At 59.7% G+C, this 22198-nt stretch carries 19 protein-coding genes and 1 CRISPR repeat array; of the genes, 10 read left to right on the top strand and 9 right to left on the bottom strand.

Annotation, left to right across the window (positions count from 1 at the left end; all coding sequences use genetic code 11):
- Positions 1 to 21 precede the first annotated feature (21 nt).
- The 7 genes from cas7u (at position 22) to cas2 (ending at position 10781) form a co-directional block, all read left to right on the top strand.
- On the top strand, positions 22 to 1254 hold the full coding sequence (gene cas7u, locus BV034_RS10420; protein WP_265592846.1) for a type I-U CRISPR-associated RAMP protein Csb1/Cas7u: 1233 nt from the start codon (positions 22 to 24) through the stop codon (positions 1252 to 1254).
- The gene (csb2, locus tag BV034_RS10425) at positions 1254 to 2729 is read left to right on the top strand and encodes a type I-U CRISPR-associated protein Csb2 (protein WP_050026738.1); all 1476 of its coding nucleotides are present in this window, start codon (positions 1254 to 1256) and stop codon (positions 2727 to 2729) included. The genes cas7u and csb2 overlap by 1 nt, the downstream gene beginning before the upstream one ends.
- Positions 2726 to 5806 (top strand): type I-U CRISPR-associated helicase/endonuclease Cas3, encoded by a 3081-nt coding sequence (cas3u, locus tag BV034_RS10430; RefSeq protein ID WP_050026740.1) that lies wholly within the window; start codon positions 2726 to 2728, stop codon positions 5804 to 5806. The genes csb2 and cas3u overlap by 4 nt, the downstream gene beginning before the upstream one ends.
- Positions 5803 to 6900, top strand: coding sequence for a hypothetical protein (locus BV034_RS10435; protein WP_265592847.1), 1098 nt, complete (start codon positions 5803 to 5805; stop codon positions 6898 to 6900). The genes cas3u and BV034_RS10435 overlap by 4 nt, the downstream gene beginning before the upstream one ends.
- A gap of 13 nt (positions 6901 to 6913) precedes the next feature.
- Positions 6914 to 7588, top strand: coding sequence for a hypothetical protein (locus BV034_RS10440; RefSeq protein ID WP_050026742.1), 675 nt, complete (start codon positions 6914 to 6916; stop codon positions 7586 to 7588).
- Between the two features lie 165 nt (positions 7589 to 7753).
- Entirely contained in the window at positions 7754 to 10348 is a 2595-nt protein-coding gene (gene cas1, locus BV034_RS10445) for a CRISPR-associated endonuclease Cas1 (RefSeq protein ID WP_063768735.1), read from the top strand.
- A gap of 112 nt (positions 10349 to 10460) precedes the next feature.
- Positions 10461 to 10781: a CRISPR-associated endonuclease Cas2 gene (gene cas2 / locus BV034_RS10450; RefSeq protein ID WP_009963684.1), complete on the top strand. Its 321-nt coding sequence runs from the start codon at positions 10461 to 10463 to the stop codon at positions 10779 to 10781.
- Positions 10782 to 11033: 252 nt separating this feature from the next.
- A CRISPR array of direct repeats spans positions 11034 to 11955; the repeat unit is 37 nt; unit sequence GGTCTCCGCTCTCGCGAGAGAGCGGCTTCGTTGAAGC.
- 100 nt (positions 11956 to 12055) lie between these two features.
- On the opposite strand, the gene BV034_RS10455 is transcribed toward cas2, so the two are convergent.
- The 7 genes from BV034_RS10455 to BV034_RS10485 form a co-directional block, all read right to left on the bottom strand.
- Positions 12056 to 12640 (bottom strand): hypothetical protein, encoded by a 585-nt coding sequence (locus BV034_RS10455; protein ID WP_050026744.1) that lies wholly within the window; start codon positions 12638 to 12640, stop codon positions 12056 to 12058.
- A gap of 86 nt (positions 12641 to 12726) precedes the next feature.
- A complete protein-coding gene (locus BV034_RS10460) occupies positions 12727 to 13323 on the bottom strand; it encodes a dual specificity protein phosphatase family protein (protein WP_050026746.1) in 597 nt (198 codons plus the stop codon).
- 21 nt (positions 13324 to 13344) lie between these two features.
- Positions 13345 to 16038 (bottom strand): PQQ-dependent sugar dehydrogenase, encoded by a 2694-nt coding sequence (locus BV034_RS10465; protein WP_050026748.1) that lies wholly within the window; start codon positions 16036 to 16038, stop codon positions 13345 to 13347.
- Between the two features lie 119 nt (positions 16039 to 16157).
- On the bottom strand, positions 16158 to 16424 hold the full coding sequence (locus tag BV034_RS10470) for a GNAT family N-acetyltransferase (protein ID WP_050026749.1): 267 nt from the start codon (positions 16422 to 16424) through the stop codon (positions 16158 to 16160).
- A 114-nt stretch (positions 16425 to 16538) separates the two neighbouring features.
- Entirely contained in the window at positions 16539 to 17069 is a 531-nt protein-coding gene (locus BV034_RS10475; RefSeq protein ID WP_050026750.1) for a TlpA disulfide reductase family protein, read from the bottom strand.
- A 145-nt stretch (positions 17070 to 17214) separates the two neighbouring features.
- Positions 17215 to 18141 (bottom strand): sugar phosphate isomerase/epimerase family protein, encoded by a 927-nt coding sequence (locus tag BV034_RS10480; protein WP_050026752.1) that lies wholly within the window; start codon positions 18139 to 18141, stop codon positions 17215 to 17217.
- Positions 18142 to 18209: 68 nt separating this feature from the next.
- Positions 18210 to 19136: a LamG-like jellyroll fold domain-containing protein gene (locus tag BV034_RS10485; protein ID WP_050026753.1), complete on the bottom strand. Its 927-nt coding sequence runs from the start codon at positions 19134 to 19136 to the stop codon at positions 18210 to 18212.
- A 112-nt stretch (positions 19137 to 19248) separates the two neighbouring features.
- Here BV034_RS10485 and BV034_RS10490 point away from each other — a divergent pair, with 112 nt between their 5' ends.
- The 3 genes from BV034_RS10490 (at position 19249) to BV034_RS10500 (ending at position 21187) form a co-directional block, all read left to right on the top strand.
- A complete protein-coding gene (locus tag BV034_RS10490) occupies positions 19249 to 19548 on the top strand; it encodes a hypothetical protein (RefSeq protein WP_050026755.1) in 300 nt (99 codons plus the stop codon).
- Positions 19549 to 19822: 274 nt separating this feature from the next.
- The gene (locus BV034_RS10495) at positions 19823 to 20437 is read left to right on the top strand and encodes a sigma-70 family RNA polymerase sigma factor (protein WP_081887724.1); all 615 of its coding nucleotides are present in this window, start codon (positions 19823 to 19825) and stop codon (positions 20435 to 20437) included.
- A gap of 306 nt (positions 20438 to 20743) precedes the next feature.
- Positions 20744 to 21187: a response regulator transcription factor gene (locus tag BV034_RS10500; protein WP_081887715.1), complete on the top strand. Its 444-nt coding sequence runs from the start codon at positions 20744 to 20746 to the stop codon at positions 21185 to 21187.
- Between the two features lie 9 nt (positions 21188 to 21196).
- On the opposite strand, the gene BV034_RS10505 is transcribed toward BV034_RS10500, so the two are convergent.
- Positions 21197 to 21550 (bottom strand): hypothetical protein, encoded by a 354-nt coding sequence (locus tag BV034_RS10505; protein ID WP_265592848.1) that lies wholly within the window; start codon positions 21548 to 21550, stop codon positions 21197 to 21199.
- 85 nt (positions 21551 to 21635) lie between these two features.
- Positions 21636 to 22193, bottom strand: a complete 558-nt coding sequence (locus tag BV034_RS10510) for a hypothetical protein (protein ID WP_050026764.1) — start codon at positions 22191 to 22193, stop codon at positions 21636 to 21638.
- Positions 22194 to 22198: the final 5 nt, after the last annotated feature.

Consider the following 22198-nt stretch of genomic DNA (forward strand, 5'->3'; position numbering starts at 1 on the left):
ACTACGTCGAGTTCGAAAACTTTGAGTTTAGATACCCTTCAGCAGGCCATAGCCAACTCGGCTGTGGCGATTCGTGCCAAGGTTGAGTACCAACCTTCCGCAGGCGTCGGAACCAAAGTCTTCCCGCCCACCTATGAAGGTGGCAAATATGCTGGGGAGGGGAAACGTTTCGAGGCATCTGACGACGGCAAGGATCGCAAGGGCTCCGTCGTGGGTTATGATCGCATGCTTCTGGACTCCGTTCAGGCTCAGGCCAATGGAATGGAGGAGGCGTTGCTCGAAGCGTGGAGGCAGGGGCTGATCTCGCTGCCCGTCATTACGGTAGATTTCTCCGGAAATGAGCTTCTCAAAAATCTATCCATCACGAGCCTCGATGCCCCTCACCGCATTGCAGATGCCCTTCTGCGGGACAGCCTCCTTGATGGAGTCAAGTTTCGCGCCTCTAAAGTAGGAAAGTCACTGGACAACGTTGATGCCAGGAATGCGACGGCGCTCCTGCAGTACTGCCCCACTGCCTTGCTGCTCGGGCTTTGGGATTCTACAGGGCCAAAGGGGGGAATGGGGATCAAGTTTGCGCGCGCCCTCGTCTCCGAGATGGTGGCTTATGATGTCTCTCTCGGCGTGAAGACCAGCAGTCGACTGGACCCAGCCGAGATCAAGCTGGCTGCTGGGCCCGTCTTCCAAACGAAAGATGGGGACTGGACCCTCAACGAAAAGGAAGCCCTGCATGAGAAGGGCAAGCCTGTCAAAGTGGGCAAGGATGGCAAACCCTCGGAGACGAATCATGGCAACGTCACCCCCTCAATTTCTGACGGAGGCGTGGTATTTGAGAGGGCAGAGCAGACGGTGGTTCTTTCGCTGACGGCACTGCGGCGACTCTCCTTCCCGATCAACGGGGCAAAGCCCGACTCGAAAGTTGACGTCGCGGCTCGTACCTTGCTGGCTGCGCTGGGATTGTGTGCGGCCACCTTGGCTCGCGAACAGAACAGTGATCTTCGGTCACGGTGTCTGCTTCACGCTACCACTCCTGCTGAGTGGAAGATCCTGGACGAACCTGGCGAACCAGAGACTTCCTACTCGCTGAACCGGCTGCAAGCCATTGATCTCTTCAATGCAGCTTTGGAAGCGGCCAAGGCGGTCAAGCTTCCTTGGGAGGAAAATGAGGTGACGCTCAAGCCCTCGCCCCAGCTTGTCGAACTGGTGCGCCGTAGTCAGAACCTCGCCGCGAAACAAACTTTGGATACTGAAGCGTGATGTTTGCCATTTCAATCCGCTATCTCTTGGGGAGAGCGGTGGCAACTCATCCCAGCAGCTATGACAAGGCCGAGTGGCCGCCACATCCTGACCGCCTCTTTATGGCTCTTGTAGCCACCTGGGGCGAGACTGGGCGTGCGCCTGCCAAGGAGTCTGCGCTGCGTTGGCTTGAGTCCCAACCGCCACCTAGTCTCTACACCAGTCTGGACGACAAAGCGATTCGCCGCGATGTCACCACTGTCTTTGTTCCTGTCAATGACAACACGATGCCCAAGCTGAAAGACGAGCCTAGTGACGATCAGATTTCAGAAGGCTTGGCATTGCTTCCAGGGAGTCGGGGGAAACAGGCAAGGTTTTTTCCCGCTGTCCGTCCCATGGACGATGTGACGAAGTTTATATGGCATGCTGACCTGCCAGAGGACCACCTTGCGGCGCTGGCCGCGTTGTGCCGGGACGTGGTTCGTCTTGGGCACTCTTCCTCACTTGTCCAATGCTGGTTGGAGGGGATTGATGAAGTGCCTTCTCCTGATCAACATCGCCGTCTGCTAAGTCCTGCGCCCAATGCATTAGGAGGAGATCGGCTTCGTGTGCCGCATGATGGTCGCTTGGATGAGTTGGAGCGTCTCTTTGCGTCCAACCTCCGGCCCACTGTCGCCCGCTGGATGCACTATGAAGAAGTTACGAAGGTGTCTCCCGACGAGGTGGCTAGAACCATTTTTTCGGAACACCTGGTTGTTCTTCGACAGGTTGGAGGAAGGCGATTTGGGCTTGAGGCGACTGCACAGGTTGCCAACGCCTTGCGCGATACCCTGATGGCGTTGTGTCCTATGCAGCCTGCTCCAGAATGGCTCTCAGGGCACCGGGCTCAGGGTTTGCCCAGTGAGCAGCCTCACCTCGCCTTCCTTCCTCTGGCAAATGTAGGAAACAAAAACGCTGACGGACGGTTGTTGGGGTTTGCTCTCGCTCTTCCCAACTCTTTGGCTTCCACATCGGCGCTCCGCGAGATTCTCTATGATCCGTTGGGAGAGCCCAAGACGATCAGGTTGGTTTTTGGGAACCTTGGGGAAATGCATCTTGAGGTGGCCAATGCGGCTGCTTCTCAAATAACCTTGCAATCTCAAACTTGGACCAGGCCGAGTCGGCGGTGGGCCACGGTGACACCCATTGCTTTTGACCGCCACCCGAAAGGCAGAGATCCGTGGGCTGAAATTGAGGCGGCGATCATCCTTGGTTGCGAACGTGTGGGACTCAAGGATCTGGTGCATTCGGTCGCCGTCACTCCTGTGTCACCATTCTTGGGGGCACCCACAAATCGTGGATTCCCCAATCTCCAGCGGAAGTCTGGCGGAAACATTCACCACTCGCATGCGGTCATCACCTTCAAAGAGCCAGTGACCGGGCCGCTGATGATTGGGGCTGGCCGTTTCCGCGGTTACGGTTTTTGCCGGCCATTGAAGAAGGAGGATTGGGCATGAGCGAATTGAATCTGGAAGCGTTTCGGCAGTATTTTAAGGCAATCCACAAATGTAGCCCCTTCCCCTGGCAGGAGCGATTGTTGGAGCGATTGCTGACTGGGAGTAAGACATGGCCGGAAGCCATCACGCTGCCCACAGCAAGTGGGAAGACTTCGTGCATCGATATCGCCCTCTTTGCGTTGGCAGCCCAGGCTGATTTGCCTCAGCAGCGCCGTACCGCGCCGCGCCGCATCGCCTTTGTGGTAGATAGGCGCATCATCGTAGATGAAGCGTTTGATCGAGCTGAGCATGTCGGGAAAAACCTGCGCGAAAACAATGACGCTGTCGTGACAGAAGTCGCAGACCGATTGCGCAGGATCAGTGGCGACATGAAGGGGGATCCGCTGGCAGTCGTCAAACTGAGGGGTGGTGTCGCCAAGGATCACAGTTGGACGCGCTCGGCCACCCAGCCAATGGTGATCTGTTCCACGGTTGATCAAATTGGCTCGCGACTTCTATTTCGCGGCTATGGACTGAGTGATCGCGCCTTGCCGATCCACGCTGCCCTGTTGGGCAACGATACTTTGATCCTGCTCGACGAGGCTCATATTGCTGAGCCGTTTTTACAGACCGCAAATTCGGTCGCATTTTATCGCCGTCAGGCCGAGGTTGCCCCGTGCACGCCTTTCCAGTTCGTAGTGATGTCTGCGACCCCGCCCGCCGTTGCGGATAAGTTTCCTCGGACTTCCGAGGAATTGGAGGCAGACCGTCAGCATCCAATTTTGGGAGAGCGGTGGAAAGCACCTAAACCTGCCAAGCTGGTTGTCGCGGAAGGGATGACGAAAAAGAACTTCTGGACGAAGCTGGCGGAGAAACTGGCAGAAGAGGCCCTGGCGCTGGTGTCTGATGACAGAAAAGTCGTGGCTGTACTGGTCAATCGTGTGGCTACAGCAAGAACCGTGTATGATGTGCTCGTCAAGAAGCATCCCGGTCAGTGCCTCCTGCTCACGGGGCGCATGAGGCCTGTGGACAGCAAGCGCCTGGTTGAGTCTGCTGTAAGAAATTTCGAATTGAAGACGAGTAGTGCAGGAGAAAGGAAGCTCGAATCTCCAGTTTTTATCGTTGCCACCCAGTGCCTTGAGGTAGGGGCGGATATGGACTTCGATGCGCTGGTAACCGAGTGTGCCAGCCTTGATGCGCTTCGTCAGAGATTCGGGCGTCTCAATCGTAGCGGGCGCAAAATAGAGGCTCGAGGGACTATTGTCATTCGATCCGACCAGACCGAAGCCCCCAAAGACAGCAAGGATGAGGATCCTGTTTATGGGCAGGCATTGCCTCGCACATGGAAATGGCTTGGCGAGGTTGCGAACGATGACACGGTAGATTTTGGCATTGAAGCTCTAGTTGGAACCATGGCTTCGCTGTCGAGTGAGGCGGCGGCTCTGCTACGGGTTGAGGCTAAGGATGCTCCAGTGATGCTGCCAGCTCATGTGGACATCTGGGGGCAGACCAATCCCCAGCCTGAGCCTTCGCCGGACGTAGCGCTCTTCTTGCATGGCCGCTCCGATGCTTCCGCAGAGATATCACTCTGCTGGCGCTTGGATCTCTCTTCGGATCTGGGTTTGGAGGGAATGTTAGAGAGTCTTTCCCTGTGCCCGCCTGCATCGGCGGAATGTCTTAATGTGCCACTGTGGCAGTTTCGCCAATGGCTGGAAGCTGGAGCGCCCACTAGTACTGACAAGGAACCTTTGGCGCTGGAAGCCGATGCCCCTCAGTGCGACCCTCAAGCGATTGACCGTGGGCGGTCTGTTGAACGGTTACCCTTCATTGTATGTTGGAGGAGTGAGAAGACGGAAGAAGGTGAGCCTGGAAAGCCAAAAGAGGCTGGTAGAAAGAGGACCATTTTTGTTCTCGAAACGGCTTCGACGTCGAACAGGTTGCTTCCATCTGATACACTGATTATGCCGCCGGAAAGCGCGATCTTTTGGCTGGGCCAAGAGTGCGGCAGTACTGAAAATCTCGACGTTGGCGACCAATTGCAATTGGAGGCCAGGTCGCGACCGACGCTTCGATTGCACCCCCGACTCATCGCTACCTGGCCAGAAAGCCAGGGAAAGGCTGCTCTGCTGGAGTTGCTCGCGAACTCGGAATTTGAAGAGATTGCAGAGGATACACAAGAACTCTACACCCGAATCAAAGATGCGCTGGGAGGCGTAGCGGACCCTGTTGACGATGACGTTAAACACAAGTGGCTGAGAAACGCCGCTAAATGTCTCGTCACTGAGATGAAGAGTCTCAAGAAATTTGAGCGATTGCTTGCCATCGTGGGGTCGTCACCAAAAGAGATCGTTTTGCGATCGAGTCACAAATGGATGGAGCGGCCTTCTGGCGACGGTGGCGATGACTTGTTTCCTGAAACTGGCTTTGCGAGTTCCCGCAATTCCCGGCCGGTATCGCTGAAGGAGCATTCCGATGGAGTGGAGAATCGTGTGCGGCATGCCGTTTCGGTTTTGGATTTGCCGGAGGATGTGAAAAGCGCGATAGCTACTGCAGCAAGCTGCCACGATCTGGGCAAGGCCGATCCGCGCTTTCAGGCAATCCTGTTCAATGCAGCATCGCGTCTGTTGTCTCTAGCCCAGAATAAGAGCCTGGATCAACTGTTGGCAAAGTCGGCGCGATTGCCAGCAAGCCGTGCCGCTGCTGAGGCCCTACGTAAGGAGGCGGGGTATCCCAAGGGGGGGCGTCATGAACTGCTCTCTGTTCGGTTGGCTGAGCAATCGAATCTCCTGCCTGCCGAAGGTTGGGAACGCGACTTGGTTCTTCATTTGATAGCTGCTCATCATGGCTATTGCCGCCCTTTTGCACCTGCCATTTCTGATGACTCGGCCCCGATGGTGGAAGTCGAGTTGCAAGAAACCGTCTGCATTCACGAAGGACACACGAGCCTCGAGAGGCTCGACAGCGGTGTTGCAGAGAGGTTTTGGAGGCTGGTAAGAAGGTTCGGGCCCTGGGGGCTAGCCTATGTTGAGTGTCTATTGAGGCTGGCAGATCAGCAACAAAGTTCCGAAGAGCAAACCTCTGATCCCCAAAGTTCATGAATTCCAGTCTTTGCCCACTTCCAGGATTGGACGGCACCAATCCATTGGCGTTTCTAGCCTCGCTTGGCGTATTGCGGTTGCTCACCTTGGCCCGGCCGGAACTTGAGCCCCAGTTGAGCTGGGACAAAGGCTGTCAGCGCCCGGTACTCAAGCTGCGCAATGTGCTGACCCAAGATGAGATTAGCCAGATACTGTGGTCCTCCCTTATTGGCGGCCCTAACGATTGTGGGGCGGGCTTAAAAGCTCGAGAGGTGCTTTCATCCCGACAGAACCAGCGTGAGGCTGCCGAGAAGGAAATGAAGAAAGACAAGTCCTTGTCCTCTGCTGACAGGAAGAAGCGACTTGAAGCTTATGATGCAGAGCTGTCCGAACTCCAGAAGAGATGGCTTGGCCTGGCTGCGCCTCATCTCAACTTTGGGCCGGATACAAAATTCCAGATGACCGTCTATCGGTCCTGGGAGTTGGCCGCAAAGGATGTTTCGGCATCAGATCGGACCCAGGCTGATGTGATCGCGTCACTTTGCTCAAGTGCACATGGTGACGAGGAAGGTTTTGCTGCTGATACGGACTTCCGCACGGTCAGAGGCGCTGGGCATCAACACTTTTTGGGGATCATGGTGAACCAGCTCATTGAGTTGCAGCCTCAACATGTGCAAAAGACGCTCTTTGCCCCTTGGCAGTACGATGATCCGCTGGAGGCGCTCTCCCTCCGTTGGGATCCACTTGATGATGTGCGTTATGCTCTTCGTTGGGGTAATCCCAGTGGTGATCCGTTGCGAAAGAAACAGGGCAACATGATTGCTGCCAATACGCTTGCTGCTGCTGCCCTTCCGTGCTTCCCGGTTGTTCCAACCGACGATGGGGTTGCCACGACGGGGTTTAGCAAGATAAATCGCGCCACCTGTTGGTCCTGGCCCTTGTGGGATGGCTTCCTTAACCTTGACTGTGTACGCAGTCTTCTGGCGCACCATGAGCTGCAGAAGGATGAACCTGATCATCGGCAACTTTCGCCCATGGGTATTTTCGGAGTTTTCAGGACGGAGCGATTTACTCAGGGGAAGTTCAGGAACTTTACGCCTGCTGAAGCGGTGTAGTGGGAGGTCTATCATGCCTGCCCCAGAGCACATAGACGGACCGCCACCCCATCCCTACCCCTACCTCGAAGAAGTCCTGCCCGGCTTCCACCGGGCGCGGGACCTCATCAAGGGGGCGGGGGATCGGTTGCAGGTGTTGGGGTTGGTGGGGGAGAAGCAGGAGTTCTATCGTTTCGCCAACCGGTTGCGGTTGGCGGCGTGTTTCGGTGGGCTGCACCTGAAAGGGTTCACGGAAGAAACAGCGACGGGGTATGACGCTCTGACACAGATCTTCTTCACGTGGTCGGTCTTCGAGAGGTATGCGGATCTGGCCAATGACCGGCCGCCGTACCGGAATCTCTTCGCCCATCATCCGCGGAAGCTGGTCCACGATCTGGCCAGTGAATGCCGGGCGCAGGATCCGGAACACAAGCTCACGGAATTCCTCATCACCCAGTCGATCCTGCCGGTGCATGAGGAATTCCTGAAGCGTTACCGGGAAGGCCATGACTTCTCCGTGCTCACGCTGGGGGCCTGCATTCGCCACATCTTTGTGCACGGGCACCTGACCGCGAATCCGTATCGACTGTCGGCACACAACCTGGCGTTGGTATGTTGCTCCCTGAATTCCTTCCTCATGAACTTCATGCGCAGCGACCTGCTGAGGCGGGTGCAACTCGCTGAGGCGCAAACGGCAGTGAAGTCGTGAACGAGGCTCGCAGGTGCTAACGGCTGTTGCTGCGTGGAGGTAGAAGTGCTGGCGCCAATAGGCGGGTGAGCATGGCGACCTGGCGTTTGTTGCAAGGTGTTACATATTTTTTGCTTTGCTATTGCGGATAAGGACGCATATTGGCATCCCTGCTGATCTGTCGCGATGGACTCACCCACGCCACCCCGCATTCGCACTGCCCGTGCGCCGGCTCCGCTGACTACGGGGGAGGCGGGCGCAGAGGTTCTCTTGCCGTTTCCCGGCCTGCAGCCTCCCGCAGGGCATCCAGAGCTGGAGCTCTTCGCAGAGACGAAGGGGAAGGCGGAACCGGCACAGAGCGCACCAGACGTGGGGGAAGCGGAATCGCTGCCGACCTCGGTGCCAGCGTCTGCCGAGCTGGGCAGCGTCACTGGGAAGACCGAAGAAGAACCTGGTCAGCTTGCAGATGGAGCCACGGTGCCCGGCGGGCAGGGCCCTCTGCGGGCGGCTCCTCGACGGTTGGCGGTGCCGCAGCTGGAGCTGGATTGGGGAACCTCAGCACCGAAAATTGAGGCTGAGGAGAAAGGGGCGGTGGCGAGGGAGCTTGATGATGAAGGAGCTCTGGATCAGGGCCTTGAGGCAAGGGCCGACAAGGTCTTGCCTGAGATGCCCGGTGAATGGGAGCCGGGGATGGAGACCTCACCGGAGATCGTCGCAAAGGCCACCCCAGGCCTGGAGCCGGAGACGCTGCCGCAACAGGAAGTGCTGCCCTCCCGGATGCTCAATGAGTTTGTCTATTGCCCCCGGCTCTTCTACTACGAGTACGTGGAGGGCGTGTTCGTGGCCAATGCGGACACGGAACGGGGCAGTGCACTGCATGCCAAAGTGGACAAGGGCAAGGGAGACTTGCCGCAGGCGAAAAAAGCAGCGGGCGGAAAGAAAGGTGCTTCAAACGCACCCAAGGAGGGGGATGACGGAGATTGGTTCGCCGAAGGGGCCAAGGCGGCGGCCGATCCTGACGAGGTGCCTGACGAAAGGGGAGCCATTTCCCAAAGTGATGCCGCTGCAGAAGAGGTGGAGGTTGAGCCGAATGATGAAGGAGAGGCTGCTGCTGGTGTGAGGGAAGCGGATCGTATCATTCACTCCCGCTCGGCCACTCTGAGTTCAGAGCGGCTGGGCGTGCTGGCAAAGATGGATTTGATCGAGGTCCGAATGGGCATGGTGGCGGGTGAGAACGGAGCCCGGTCACGTGAGATCAAGACGGTGACGCCAGTGGACTACAAGGCGGGTGCCCCGAAAAAGGGCGCGGATGCCAACGAGCTCTGGGACGCTGACAAAATGCAACTGGGGCTGCAGATCCTGATCCTGCGGGACAATGGCTACCAGTGTGAAGAAGGGGTGATCTACTACCGTGCGACAAAACAGCGCGTGCGCCTGCCGATGACCGAAGGGCTGGAGAGGTGGATCCTCGCCCAGATCGCGAAGGCGAGAGAGACGGCCCGCGGACCCATGCCGCTGCCGTTGGTGGGTTCGCCCAAATGTGTGCGGTGCTCACTGGCGCCCGTCTGCCTGCCGGATGAGACGTGGATGCTGGCGGGACGGAGGACGGAAGGGGATGTCGGATTACCGGAGGATGAGCTCACGAGCGAAGCGGGATTAGGATCGCCTCCTGCCGTTGCCAACGGGGCGCCTCGTCGGCTGATGGCCGCCCGGGACGATGCTCGGGCATTGTATCTGTCCACTCCTGGTTATCATGTGGGTCGCAGCGGGGAGCTGCTGGTGGTGAAAGACGGATCCGCCGTGGTGGAGGAGTTCCGCCTCAGTGATCTGACGCATGTGGCGCTCTTTGGGAACGTGCAGATCACCACCCAGGCGGTGCAGGTGCTGTGCGAAAAGGAGATTCCCCTGGCCTACTTCTCCACCGGCGGGTGGTTCTATGGTTTAACACGTGGTCATGTGACCAAAAACGTGTTCACGCGGATCGAGCAGTTTCGTGCGGCCGATGATCCGATGCGGTGCCTGGCGGTGTCGCGGAGGTTTGTGGCGGGCAAGATCCGCAATCACAGGACCTTGTTGATGCGGCTGCATGTAGAGCCGCCCGCTGCAGTGCTGGCCAGGCTGAAGCAGGCGAGTCTGGACGCGCTGGGCGCGAGGTCTCTGGAAACGCTGTTGGGCACTGAAGGGGCGGCTGCGGCATTGTATTTGCAGCACTTTGCCGGGATGATCAAGGTGGGGGCGGCGGATGACGATGATGAGATCCCGGGGCTGGAGTCGGCCTCCGCTGCGCGTGCCCCGGAGGAGAGTGTCTTCACGTTTGACTTTACCAAGCGCAGCCGGCGGCCACCCACTGACCCGGTGAATGCTTTGCTCTCGCTGGCCTACAGTCTGCTGGCCAAGGATTGCACGATCGCGGCTCATGCGGTGGGGTTCGATCCCTATGTGGGCTTTTACCACCAGCCGCGCTACGGTCGCCCGGCGCTGGCGCTGGATCTAATGGAGGAATTTCGGCCCCTGGTGGCAGAGAGCGTGGTGCTCACCGCCATCAACAATCGCATGCTGGTGCCGGACCACTTTGTCAGGGCCGGGGAGGGCGTCAATCTGACGTCCACGGGACGCAAGGTTTTCTTCCAGGCGTACGAACAACGCATGGGAAGCATCATCACGCATCCGGTGTTCGACTACAAGGTCAGCTACCGTCGGGTGCTGGAACTGCAGGCGCGGATCTTGGCCCGGTATCTCACGGGTGAAATCAAAGAGTACATCCCCATGGTGACGCGCTAGGGAGGGGGAAAGGGAAGAGGCGTTAGAGGTTAAGGGTTAAGAGGTCCTGGTTCACAGCACATAACGTCTAACATCTAGCTTCTAACCCCTAACCCCTAACTCCCTCCTCCCCATGTCCCGCCATTCCTCCTCGGTGATCTCCAGCCGGATCACGTATCTGGTTTGCTACGACATCGCAGACGACAAGCGGTTGAGAAAGGTGTTTAAGGTCTGCAAAAACCATGGTACTCATTTGCAGTACTCGGTGTTCGAGTGTGATCTGAACCCGAGAGAGAGAACCCGGCTGGAGCGCGAACTGAGGGATGTGATCAAACACGATGAGGACCAGGTTTTGTTTGTCTCTCTGGGCCCTAGTGAGGGTCGGGGAGACCGTGTCATCGCGTCCGTGGGATTGCCCTACGCACGCTTTGACGCCCCCTGCTACGTGGTGTGAAGCACCGCAGGGGAAAGGGGAACAGGGAAGGAGGCGATCTTTGACATTCACCAATACAGTAATAGGGAGACCGCCCGCCATGAATCGCGAGCGGTCAGGTGCTGCGGGCAAACCCCGGAGGCGCTCGCGTGTTGGGAGTGAGGAGGTTGCGGCGGGAAGGAGGCGCTGGATCGTCACTTCGCGGGTTGATTCAAGGTGCCGCTCGCAGACGAGCTTCTTGCATTTTGATACTGAATGGCCTACATGGAGGCTGGTCTCCGCTCTCGCGAGAGAGCGGCTTCGTTGAAGCTCCTTCCAGGCTTTGGCCAGGGCATTGGGGTTGGCACGGTCTCCGCTCTCGCGAGAGAGCGGCTTCGTTGAAGCTTTCAGCGATGTGCCGGTGCTCCTGGAGCGGGAGGGAGGTCTCCGCTCTCGCGAGAGAGCGGCTTCGTTGAAGCAGTCTTGATGGTGGTGACAGCCTGGAGGACGGCCGCGGTCTCCGCTCTCGCGAGAGAGCGGCTTCGTTGAAGCGATCTGGCTCCGGACTGGCTGGATCAAGACGACAGCAGGTCTCCGCTCTCGCGAGAGAGCGGCTTCGTTGAAGCGCCACTGCCATCATCGCCATACATTGCGGCAGACCAGGTCTCCGCTCTCGCGAGAGAGCGGCTTCGTTGAAGCTTGTGTTCGATGGTGAATCCACGCTTTCTCAAATCGCGGTCTCCGCTCTCGCGAGAGAGCGGCTTCGTTGAAGCCCAGCATCCTGACGTTGCGCTGGACTTGGCGAGTGGAGGTCTCCGCTCTCGCGAGAGAGCGGCTTCGTTGAAGCAGCTGATGGCAGGGGAGGAGCCGCAGAGTGTAAAGCAGGTCTCCGCTCTCGCGAGAGAGCGGCTTCGTTGAAGCACATAGCCCTTCGCCTCCTGCTGCATCGTCTTGTCCCGGTCTCCGCTCTCGCGAGAGAGCGGCTTCGTTGAAGCCCTGCGCTGGCTTTGTTCCCCGTGCCGGGGAGGCGGGGGTCTCCGCTCTCGCGAGAGAGCGGCTTCGTTGAAGCAGAGGCATTGGCCAGGGTGGCGATCAAGGTGGCCGCTGTCTCCGCTCTCGCGAGAGAGCGGCTTCGGTGAAGCGGCACCCACTGGGCCTGTTCATCATCGAGGAAACCATCGTCTCCGCTCTCGCGAGAGCGCAGTCTCGTCGAAGCCGACTGAGGCAAGCGGTGCGCTTGCCCTACAAGGGCAGCTCTCCATTTCCCCACTCGAAGGAGCTTCAAGCGCACATCACCTGCTTGCCTGCATGGGTACTTATGGCGACCCCTGTGAAGCCACCACAGCTTTTGGATCGCGGGCAGGGAGGGCTGGGGGATCGAGCTCGGCGACGCGGGTGGCGATCGAAAGGCAGCGGGGGCGGATGGAGGGGAGGGCCTTGGCGAGGTCTTGGCGAAACGAGGCCAGACGTTCTTGAAGCACTTCGCGCAAGTCGGGTTCGGTTGCCAACCGCTTCTCGTAAGTGTGGATCTTCTGCCTGAGCTGGCCTGCGTCGTGAAGAACTTCCCGGGCCTCGCGGGCAAGTTGCGCAAGCCGTTCGTCTTTAGGAAATAACCTCAACTGGGTCTGGAGCGAATCCCATTGAGTGTCCAGGTTGGCGGGCTCCATGCGGGCCGCGATTTGAAGGGCCTGCAGCAACATCTCCTTGTCCTTCCAGAAGCGTTGCACGTCTTGACGGTGGCGTTTGACGGCGGCAGCAGCGTCAGCCGCTGCCGCTTCTTTGTGCTGAATCTGCTCCCGGTGCACCCTTTCGGCCTCGGTGAGGTAGAAATAACCCAACCAGGCGAACAATGCGAGCATCAGCGCTGTCAGGAACAGGACGGCGGGCCTGGTAAACAACATCGGCAAGGGAGGGGCTGTTTGCTGCCTGGGACGTTGCCAGAAATGTCCGAAGACGTCCAGATGGAAAAAAGGGGGGCTGGAGCTAGCTAGGTGAGGGACGGCAACTCACCCGCATCCCGCCAGGTCTCCACTTCAAAAAGAAACTCCACCTGACGACGGGTTTCGACCGCGCCGGGGCGGACGCTGCGCACGGCGAGCACCGCGGACTGAGGGGCCTGACCTTGGGCAACGAGATAGGCGGCGAGGAGGACGCCAGTGCGTCCCAGGCCTGCCACGCAATGGGCGGCAACGAGGTGTCGGGAGGCGGCCTGCCTGCGCATGAAGCGGAGAAACTCATCAAACTGCTCACGCGTGGGAATGCCTCCATCCACAATGGGGAGCCAGCAGTAGTCGAAACCGGCGCTCCGAAAAGTTTCAGGGGCGCCGGGAATGTTTAACAGACCGACGATGGCGCGAATGCCGGAGTGCCAGAGCACAGGGAGTTCATCGTCGAAATCCGTGAGCGCCGCGGTCTCCACATCATAGCGAAAGGGATGGACATACGGCATGGACATGCCAGCGAGCAGGTCGGGCACAGCCCACCAGAGATCGATACACACAGGTTTGAAGGGGGCGGGGGCGGGGAGGGAGTCTCCGTTGGCGTGGGTGGCAGGAGAGCGGCCATGACCTGTGTTGAGGGGCATGGCCGCAACGTACTGGCGGAATCAGCGCGGATCAAACTGGACCCAGTCCAAGTTCATGAGGCCTCCCTTGCCGGGATTCACGAAGACGGCGAACACATCGGTGCGGCCCTCCAGCGGACTGGCAAAACGGGTGGTGGGCTCGATCCACTTGTCCCAGCCACCTGTGTTGGGCACTTCCACCTTCCCCAAAAGCTGCCCGTCCGGGCTCCCGGCACGGAGTTCCACCACACCACCGATATTGCCTGACGAGGCACGGACCGTGAATCCGCCGACCTGCGCGAGATTGACGTGTTCGAAGCGGACGGTCTGCTTGTCATTGATGGATCCGATGACCTTCTTGCCACTGGCGCTGCCGTTGCCACTGACCCGGGGGCCATTGACGTCGCCGTCCTCCGCCTCCCAGCGGCGGGTCCGGAGGGCGACGCTGGCCTTGCCAGTGAGCGTACCGGCCGGAGCCCGGCCCGCGTCCGTATAGGCGGCTTCCAGGACGAACTGGCCCGGCGTGCCTGCCTTGGGGGCAGTGGCGGTGCCGCTCAAGCCACGGGTGAGGGTGGGGCCGCCCTTGCCCTTCTCCAGGCCAAAGACCCAGCGCAGCATGATCGTGACTTCATCCGTGGTGTGCTGAGGGTGGGGCAGCATGGGAAGCGGCCCCCAGACGCTGGTGCTGCCTTGCCGGACACGATTCACCGCTGTCTCCAACGCGGCGGGCTGGCCGCGATACCGTTCCGCTATTTCCAACAACCCCGGGCCGACAATCTTCTGCTCCACGCCGTGGCAGTTGAAGCAGTCGCTGCTCTTCATGAGGGCCAGGCCGGGATCAGAAGCCTGCTTCTTGCCCGAGGCGTCCAGAAACAGGCTGCTGACCAGCGTGCGGATTCCGAACTCGTCTGGCTTGGCAGAAGAAGTGCCGTCCTCAACATCTGAAGCACTGACCTGATAGCTGACGGGCTTGCCGGGATCAAAAAAATCACCCGACTGCGGGGAGTCAAACTGCACGGTGGGCTGGGTGTTCCCAACGAGGAAGGAGACGGTGGCGGATCCTGTGGCGCCGTGAGAGTCTGTGACGCGGAGTTCAGCCTGATAGTTGCCGGGCTGGTCGATTCGGATTTCAGCGTCGGGGTTGGATGAAATCACCCTGGCTTCGGGAAGCAGCCGCCATTCATGCTTCAGCGCGTCCCCTTCGTGGTCTTTGGATCCGGCGCTGCTCAGGCGGACAGTGAGGGGTTCCCTTCCCGATGAGGGGGCGGCGGAGGCCCGGGCGAGCGGAGGCAGGTTGCCACGGAGGTAGCTGATCTTCAGCATGCGGGAATCCTTGTTGGCTCCCCAGGTCTCACCATAGTCCATGATGTAGAGGCAGCCATCGGCACCGAAGACGGCATCCACGGGGCGTTTCATCAGTGTGGCTCCACCAGCGATCTGTGGTTGTACCTTGTCGATGGCCTCCGGTTTGTTGGCGGTGACGACGGCTCCGGTAAAGGGCTCGATCCCGAGGAAGTTGGAGTCCTTGTCCAGGCGCGCCCAGCGGATGGTGGGGCGCTCCCAGTCCCAGAAGAGCAGCCACCCGTCAAAGTGCTTGGGGAAACCGGCGGTCTTCTCAAATGCTGGCTGCCAGTGGAAGACCGGGCCGGCGCAGGCTGTGCGGCCTCCTTCTCCCATCTCGACAAATTCCCGGGGCTCGCGGTACGGCCAGTAGATCATGGCTGGCTGGGCGGGTGGGAGATCGCGCAGCCCCGTGTTGTTCACTCCTGCATTCACCGGGCGGGCGGGATCGAAGGGCGCGCCCACCGTCTTGGTGGTGTAGTCGTAGTGTTGGTAGGGGAAGTTGTTGGCGATGAAGTAGGGCCAGCCGAAGTTGCCGGCACGGCGCGCCTGGTTGATTTCATCGTACCCGCGGGGCCCCCGCGGCCCGTCGTTGCCAGCGTCGGGGCCGACCTCGCCCCAGTAAACAAAGCCTGACTGGTCATCAATCGACATGCGCCAGGGGTTGCGACACCCCATGACATAGATTTCCGGGCGGGTGTTCGGAGTGCCGGGCTGGAAGAGATTGCCCTGCGGAATCTCGTAGGTGCCATCCGGCTTCACGCGAATGCGGTTGATCTTGCCATTGAGCACATTGGTGTTGGCCGCAGACTTTTGCGCATCCCACGGGGAGCGGTCCGGACGCTCATCCAGCGGGGCGTAGCCTTGGGAGTCGCCATGGGGGTGAGTGTTGTCACCGGTGGAGAAATAGAGGCAGCCATCCGGGCCAAACTCGACCGAGCCTGCATGGTGGCAGCACTCCTTGCGTTGTTCCGCGAACCTCAGAATGACCTTTTCACTCGCGAGGTCCAGGGCATCACCCGTGAGGGTGAAGCGGCTGAGCTGCTGGCCGTCAAAGTCCTTGGGCGAGTACAGGCAGTAGATCCAGCCGTTTTCCGCGAACTTGGGGTCCAGCGCGAATCCCAGAAAGCCGTTCTCCTGCCCGTTGAAAACCTGCAGGGCACCGGCCTGGGTGAGCTGTCGGGTGGCGGGAGAGTAGATCTTGAGCGTGCCTTTGTACTCGTTGAAGAACAGCCTGCCGTCCGGGGCCAGCTCGATCTCCATGGGCTGGGCGATGTCTTCAAACAGGGTCTCCACCTTGAAGCGGTAGTCGGGCGGGGCCGCGTGGACAGGCCCAGGCAGTAGGGCGGGGCAGAGTGAAGCGAGCAGGACGGCTGGAAGCAACGGGGAGCGCATGGAGGATGGAGCAACGAATCAGGGCAGTCTCCCGATACGGACCACGCGGGCGTGATTGTGCAAAGGGACGGCTCCAGCTCACCCCCGACTTTTCGGGGGGCGAGAATCCTCTCTGTCTCTCAGAGAAGGTCGCTGTACTCCTTGTGCCGGGCCATGTAGGCCGCGACATAGCTGCACTGCGGAACCACGGTCCACCCCTGCTCACGGGCATGCTCCAGGGCCTCCTGCACCAGCTCGGCGGCAATGCCCCGGCCACGCAGCTCACCGGGGACGTAGGTGTGGGTGATCGTCATCTGGCGGCCATCCAGCTCATAGTCCAGCACGGAGGTATGGCCGGATTCTTCCAGGGAGAACCGGTGGGATGCGGAGTCGTGATCGATGTCCATGACGTGACGGAGGATGCGTGCAGGACCGTGGGTCCCACCAGAAGGATACGGCTTCACGCAAAGATTGGCTGGACGAATTGTCCTCCGGCCATCGCTCCCATCAAGGCATGATGACTACTTCTTCAGCAGGATCTCCAGGGCTTCTTCCACCTTGGAGTTCGAGCAATCGGCCACCACCAGTTTGCCAGTGCGGTCGATGATGTAGTAGTCGGGGTAGCCGTTGACGGCATAGTCTTTGCCAGCCTTGCCGCCGGTATCGACGGCCACAGGATAGAGGATGCCCTTCTCCTTCACGGTCTCGCGCATTTTCTCAGCCCCTTCCGGGTGGCACACGCCGATGAAGACCACGTCGTTGGCGTACTTCTTATGGATCTCATTCGCGTGCGGAATACTGGAAATGCAGGGGCCGCACCAAGTGGCCCAGAAGTCGAGAACGATGATCTTGCCCTTCAGATCCGCCAGCGTCAGGGGCTTGGAGTTCTCCCAGCTCTTGAGCTTGATCTCCGGCGGCGTGGCGCTGTCCTGAAGGTCTTTCAACCTGGCTCGCTTGGGGGCGTCTCCCTCAAAGACGGAGGAAAGATCTGCGGCATGGGCAACGAACGGAAGGGTCAGTGCGGAGAGAAGCGTAAGGAACGGAAGTTTCATCGCTGGGATCGGGTCAGGGTTGTTTGAGACGGGGATTCCGTGGCCGTTTTACTCTTTTGGCTTGCAGAGTACAAGACAATGTTTGGCTTGCGGAATCTCCGGCAGAAGGCTGACAACGAAGCGATGCGGCTTCGCTTGAGCTTCGTCAGGCCCGCAGCCCGAACGCCGTGTCCATCTCATCGGACACGCCTTTGAGGTAGGCTTGATCGCCCCCTGCCACTTCGGCTGCGAGCCAGCCATAGAAGTTGATCTCGAGGAGGGCCTTGCGCACGTCCGCGTAGTCGATGTCACCCTGGCCGATGGGGGTGAATTTGTTCTGGGCGCGGGAGAAGCCTTTGACATCGAGTTTGTAAACCCGCTTGCCCAGGGTGCGAATCCAGCCGCCCATGCTGCCGTATTTCCAGTGGTTGCCGATGTCGAACTGCATGCCCACCCAGGGTGAGCTGAAGGCATCGACATACTTGGCCCACTTGTCGGCGGTCTGATCGGACCCACCATTGTGGTCGTAGAGGAACTGGTTCCAGACGTTTTCCAGGACGATGGTGACGCCTTCCTCCGCGGCAATGGGAATGGCTTTGGCGATGTTTTCGACCGAGCGGGCCCAGATCTCATTCTCGGGGCCGTCCTCGCCTTTGCCAGCGACGAGCAGCACGGAGTGTCCGCCCACGGCGCGGGTGTCACGGAGGGCGGTCTTCAGATCCTCCAGGGCCTTGGACCGTGTGGCCGCATCAGCGCTGGTATGGCGGATGGCCCAGTGGCTGCCGCAAACGGTGCCATCCACAACGAGGCCGGATTCCGCGATGGCCTTTTTGGTTTCCGCCACGTCCATGCCGGGGGCGTTCATCTCCACGCCCTTGAAGCCTGCGGCAAGGGCGGTCTTGAACTTGTCCGTAAGGCTTCCGTTTGCCTTGATCATGCCGATCTTGAGCGTCTTGTAGAGCCGGCCTGCCAGAGCGTCTGGGGTGCCTGCGGCGGGGGCGGTCTGACCCCAGGCGGGAAGTGCAGCGGCTCCCGCGAGGGCAGCAGTGTGGCGGAGAAACTGGCGGCGGTTCGAGGAAGTAATAGGGCTCATGGTCGTGTCGGAATTGGAGGCTGGATACTTACGGGGTGGTCGGGCGGTGCTGACGATGAAAATGTCCCTTACTCTGGTGCTTTTGTGAGCGCGGTGGCGGCATGGAGGGTGGCGATCTCATCCGCGCCCAAGGCGCGCTGGAAGACAGCGAGACCTCCCAGCCGGCCGCCGAAGAAATTCCCCGGCTTGCCCCGCACGGACACGCTGCCGACGGTGAACTCGGCACCATCCTCTCCGCCGTCGAAGAGACCCTCCGCATAGGGGAAGGGGTTGCTGCCTTCGGAGGCGTCAAACTTGCCGTCCAGGTACAGGCGCACCTCTTTGGCATCATAGGTGAGGGTGAGGCTGTGCCACCCCTCCATGGGGACCACGGACCCGCTGGAAGCGTAGGTGATGCAGAACTCCTCTCCGGGCGTAGGTCCGCCCACACTGGACACATGGCCCTGGAAGAGGTCTTTGCACGGTTTGCGTTTCATGGTCCGGTGGTCAGTACGGGAGGCGGCATTGAGAAAGAGGCAGTACTGCCGCTTCTTGCGGGACTCGTCCCACACTCCAGCGATGGCCTGCCAGGCGTGAGGTCGCTCCCGCCTTACCCATGCCATGACCGTGACCTGCGCTCTGGGACCATGTATGTTCAACGAACCAAGCTGTTCTCTCGGGATGCGCAGCCACTGGCCGGACTTGATGTGAAGCGCGGTGCCGAAAGGTCCGTCCGCCTCCCGGGCCACGGGGCCGGCCATCTCCTCCAGGGCATGCGCACCGGGGGCCAGGGAGATGCGTTTGTTTCCTTGATCCTCGCGAAAATCCCAGAAGGCCGCGATCCCTGCCGTCTCCAGGACGGCGCGCTGCGGGTTCTTTGCCGGAAGTTTTGACGCTTTCCCCTTCTCAGGCACCGCAGCGGTTGGCGCAGCCTTGTCTGGCTCTGCGCCAGTGACGTTTGCCTGGAGAAAGCTGAGGTTGAAAACGGCAACAAGGGCAAGTCGATGCAGGCTCATGGAGGCTATCACGTGAAAAGAACGGCCTCTGCCCAAGGGCGGGAAAAGCATCCGTCCAGGAAGTGTCAGGCGAATCCATAGAAGAGAGGGCCACTTCAACAAGCGGTTTTGCATGAGAAAGAAAAGCCTTCACCGGTACGATGCGACCCAAGCTGGGCATGATTCCCTGATGGTTCTGCTGACGGCCCCGCAGGCTCTGGCGGTGGCGTCCCGGTTGTTGCAGCATCTGCGCACCGGTTCACCCGTGGTGGAGATTCACCTCGCAGGAGCCCAGATGAGTCTGCGCCCTCCCGCAGAGGCTCCGCCCACTGCACCCATGGTGCGACGACCTCGCCTGCGGAAGAAAGATCCCGCATTGACGGCAGTGAGCGCAATTGCACCCACGCAACTGACGGGTGGCCTGCGATCTTGAAATGTTACCCCCCCCAAATAGCCGCCGACCTTTAAGCCCCGAGTTCATGCCGTGCATCTTGCATGGTGAGATAGGCGAATGCGTGCTTTTTGCATGATTTTCAGGCCGGGGAGGGGATTTGTTGTTCCATGATGGAATTGCTTAACATGTTCATAATGAGCGTGTTAACTCTTTGAGTGGGCAGGTGGTATGCAGAATGCAAGGGAGATGGATAACCATGGCAGGGCACATCCAGTCCTGCCGCGAATCTCTCAAACACCTCTCCATCTCACTCATGAACACCATCCTTTTTCCCTCCCCGCTGGCAGAGAATCTCGTTGCGCTGACTGACGAGGAACTCATGGACCGGATCGTCAACGGGGAGTCCCAGCAGGCACTGGAAGAGCTGTATCGCCGCCATCGTGGGGTGCTGCGCGGAGTGATCACCCGGGTGCTGGGCGTGGAAGCTGATTCCGATGACGTCCTGCAGGATGTCTTTATCCAGGTCTGGAAACACGCGGGCACCTTCTCCTCCCACAAGGGCAAACTCTTGGGCTGGCTGATCACCATTGCCCGTCGTCGCGCCCTCGACCGCGTGCGCCAGCTCTCAGCCTATCAGCGCGCCACCAGCCGCTATGAAGCCGCCTCACGCCCGGAAGTGCACCGTCTGGAGTCCACCTCGGTGGTGGATCAGGAAGTGCGTCAGAATGAGCTTCAAGACGTGCTCAACCGTCTGATTCAGGACCTGCCCAAAGAGCAGGGCGTGGCCGTGCGTCTGACCTTCTTCAAGGGGCTGAGCCAGCGGGAAATCGCTGCGAGGCTCTCCCTGCCGCTCGGCACGGTGAAGACGAGAATTGAGCTCGCCGTGCGCAAGTTGGGTCGCTCCTACGTCTGCCAGGAGGCTGCCTAAGGGGTTGTGCTGTGCCCCGGCGTTGGTACCGATGCATCTCACCCTTCCCGGTTAAGGCGACGTCCTGGCTGTGAAGGGTGGATTGTTTGACAGGGCAGGATGGCGATTCCTTGCATTCTGCCCGGCATTGCCCGGAACTCCCGCGCACCGTGATTTTCGCACGCGGGCCAATCCTCACAGACGTATCCGGAAGCAAAAAGGCGTATGGAGATCGCATCTCATGTGCGAAGATCTCCGCCCAGCCACTTTCGCTTTTATCCTCATTTGTCGCGACTCTGATCTTTCGCCGCCCCCACGAACTTGAACATGCCCGTCACATCGTTTCCCCCGTTAGACCAGCACGTTGTTTCCATTGCTGTGGTGGATGACCATTCCATCATTTGTGCTGTGTTCCGCAGCATTGCCGAGGACACCCCCGGCCTTACCTTTGCCTGGAGTGCGCCGGACGTACGCCAGGGTGCGGCTGCCTTGCAACGGGAGCTGCCAGACCTTCTGGTGGTGGATGTGAATCTGCCGGACGGCAGCGGCTATGAACTGGCGCGTCAGGCGCTGCAGGAACACCGCAGTCTGAAGGTGCTGGTTGTTTCCACGAACGAAGGCAGGGTCTATTCCGAGCAGGCCCACAAGGCCGGGGCGCGCGGTTTTGTGAACAAGAACACCTCGCCAGATGAGCTGCTTCACGCCATCAACACCATCCGGAGTGGAGGCACGTACTTCAATCCGGCGTTGAAAGAGCCCGGGTTGGCCTGATCGCCCGGCTCACTCGAGCTCGCGTTCTATTTCCTCGTCCTCTTCCAGTTCCCGGAGTTCTTCATCGGCTTCATCGAGGCCGCCTTTGACGAGGAGTTCGGTGCATTTGATCTCGTCCTCCAGAGGAATGCGAGCGATGCGGTCCCCATTCTCCACTCCGGCCTCATCCCAGGAGTGGCCCATGAGAAGGGCATTTTGTGACACCTCGGGATACTCCTCCAAAATGGTCTCCTCTCCCGAGGGCATGAAGTCCTGCTGATTGAGATCTTCCACCAGGCTTTCCACAGGATCCGGGGGATCGTCTTCGAAGGGCAGAGCGGGCTCCGCCCGGCGGGGAACGTGAGAGGATGCTTTTGATTTCACGGAGGTGTCGCTTTCTTCTGAATCGCAAGAGCCCATCATTTGCGTGTTTGGCCTCGCGTGGTGGGGAGAAGTTCTTGGAGAGCCGTCAGACCTCACGCGGCCCACCTGAGCCCTTGGACCACCACGAGCGCAGGTGCGCGGCCATGCTGGCCATGAAATGATGCAGTCCATCGCGGAGAGAGGCCAGGGGGGATGGCGATTGCAGAAGAGTGGATCGCTTCTCAAGCAACTCCGCGAGAAAAAGGCTTTGACGGCGAGGGCTGCGCCACCAGGAGGAATTCTCACTGGAGAGGGATTCCATGGTTATCCGGATGTTGGATGGCGTGAGCAGTTCAGCGGCAGTCGGTGCCTGGCTGCGCACGTAGTTCGACAGAATCTCCGGCAGCTCGGAGTGGTAGTACACCTCAAATTCAGCCGCGAAAAGCTGGGGATGCAGGAGGAATCGGTCGGTGTGCCATTCGTTTTTCTTCTCCACCAACTGTCGCCATTGCTCGTAGTCGGACACCGATTCCAGGCGGTTGATGGCCATGTCGGCCTCAATCTCTGAGAGAGAACTGCGCAGGGTTGCCCCCATGTAGCTCAGGTAGGCCAGCTTCTTGGGCGAAGCAGGCACTGAGTTGGATGTGCTGGAGCCGGAGTCCATGGGAG

Source organism: Verrucomicrobium sp. BvORR034 (assembly GCF_000739635.1).
Classification (GTDB): Bacteria; Verrucomicrobiota; Verrucomicrobiia; order Verrucomicrobiales; family Verrucomicrobiaceae; genus Verrucomicrobium.